We start from the raw sequence: 1,425 nt of genomic DNA, 5'->3' as shown, positions 1-1,425 counted from the left end.
GCGCCCGACATCCTCCGGCGTGGCCACTGCCCGGTCCAACTCGCCCCAGATGCCGCGGCCAGCCCGGCGGGCCTGGGCCTCCTCGGCCAGCAGGCCCAGCAGCGCCTGGTCGTCCTCCTCCCCCGTCCGCACCACGGCCAGCCCCTCACGCAGCAGGACAGCCCGCAGGTCCCGGCCGCGCCCGTCCCGGAGGCTGCCGACCAGGCGCCCGAACCGGTCGGCCTTGTCCAGGACCCAGGGTACCAGCTCGCTCGCCTCCGCCAGCTCGCGCGTCCGGGTCAGCGCCTTAGTGGCCAGCACGTCCGGCCGATCCGGCACCACGATCGAGGCCAGCCGCAGGAGGCGCCCATCCGCCAGCCGCCACTCGTCCGCCCGTACCGGTACCAGCGCCGCCTGCCCCAACGCCGCGGGCGCCACCGCCCCACCCGCCAGCCCCGCCAGCAGCCTCAGGACACCGCGACGACTGGCCGAAGCTCGACGCCAGTGGTACAGGACAGCGGAGCGCGCCCGTAGCTCAGCAGGATAGAGCACAGGATTCCTAATCCTGGGGTCGTGGGTTCGAATCCCGCCGGGCGCACCATCCTCGAACAAAAGAGAGAACCGAGGGTGCGGTGCTGCCAAGGCCTTCGGCGGCGGTTCGAGCCAGGATCGCTTTCGAGCCGCTGATGCAGATTTCCTGGTCATCCACGCTCACCTCGGACAGGACCAGCCGGGCATAGGCCTGGCGCAGGTCGGGTGGTCCCACGTAGAGCTTGTCGCGCAGCAGGACGGCGAGCCTTACGACCTTCTCTGGCGTGATGGCCGGCTCGGCTGAGGCCAGCCGCCGCTGCAGATCGCCGATCTCCTTGGTCAGCTCGTCGCGCCGAAAGCGCAGGTTCACCAGCCGCTCGCGCAGGCTGGCATCGCTCGCATCGAGCACGCCCTTCTCCACCAGCTCCAGCAGGCGGGTGATCCCGGCCTCCGCCTCCTTATGATCCTGCCGCAGCTGGTCCTGCTGGCGGTCCCCCGGTTCCTGGGCGGTGCGGAGATAGGCATCCAGCATGACCGTCAGGCGCTCCGGGTGCAGCACACGCTTGGTGACCTCGCCAAGCACGATGTCGTCCAACCTGTCCATCTGCATGCGCACGTCCACGCAGGCCAGTTGCCCCTGCTTCAGCCGCCGCGAACAGCAGTAGTAGCGATAGGTGCCGCCCTTACCCGTATTCTGAATTAGGGCCGCACCACAATGGCCACAGCGTGCGATACCAGCAAGGAAGGTCGGACCATTGACCACCCGAGGTGGCACCCGTTTCGGCGCCCGGCTCTGCAGATGCGCCTGGACCGTGTTGAAGGTTTGTTCGTCGATAATGGCCGGCACTGCCAACTCAATCCACTCGGAGGTCGGGCGTGATCGTCCGTTACGGCTGTCGGTGCGGTTGAAGTGAT

Annotated in this window: 2 protein-coding genes and 1 tRNA gene; 1 reads left to right on the top strand and 2 read right to left on the bottom strand. The window is 68.6% G+C overall.

Annotated features, from left to right (window positions below; genetic code table 11):
* Positions 1–417, bottom strand: a 417-nt coding sequence (locus tag EQG76_RS28770) for a thermonuclease family protein (RefSeq protein ID WP_200841212.1), incomplete at its 3' end; no start/stop codon positions are given.
* Positions 418–503: 86 nt separating this feature from the next.
* Here EQG76_RS28770 and EQG76_RS28765 point away from each other — a divergent pair.
* Positions 504–580 (top strand) — tRNA-Arg (locus EQG76_RS28765).
* Here the strand turns inward: EQG76_RS28765 and EQG76_RS33770 are convergent.
* Positions 539–1,273 (bottom strand): recombinase zinc beta ribbon domain-containing protein, encoded by a 735-nt coding sequence (locus tag EQG76_RS33770; RefSeq protein ID WP_407925580.1) that lies wholly within the window; start codon positions 1,271–1,273, stop codon positions 539–541. The two genes, EQG76_RS28765 and EQG76_RS33770, sit on opposite strands and share 42 nt — an antisense overlap.
* Between the last annotated feature and the right edge of the window lie 152 nt (positions 1,274–1,425).

The organism is Geminicoccus flavidas, from assembly GCF_009806515.1.
In the GTDB taxonomy this organism is placed as follows: domain Bacteria; phylum Pseudomonadota; class Alphaproteobacteria; order Geminicoccales; family Geminicoccaceae; genus Geminicoccus; species Geminicoccus flavidus.
This window is presented reverse-complemented; position numbering and strand designations above follow the sequence as displayed.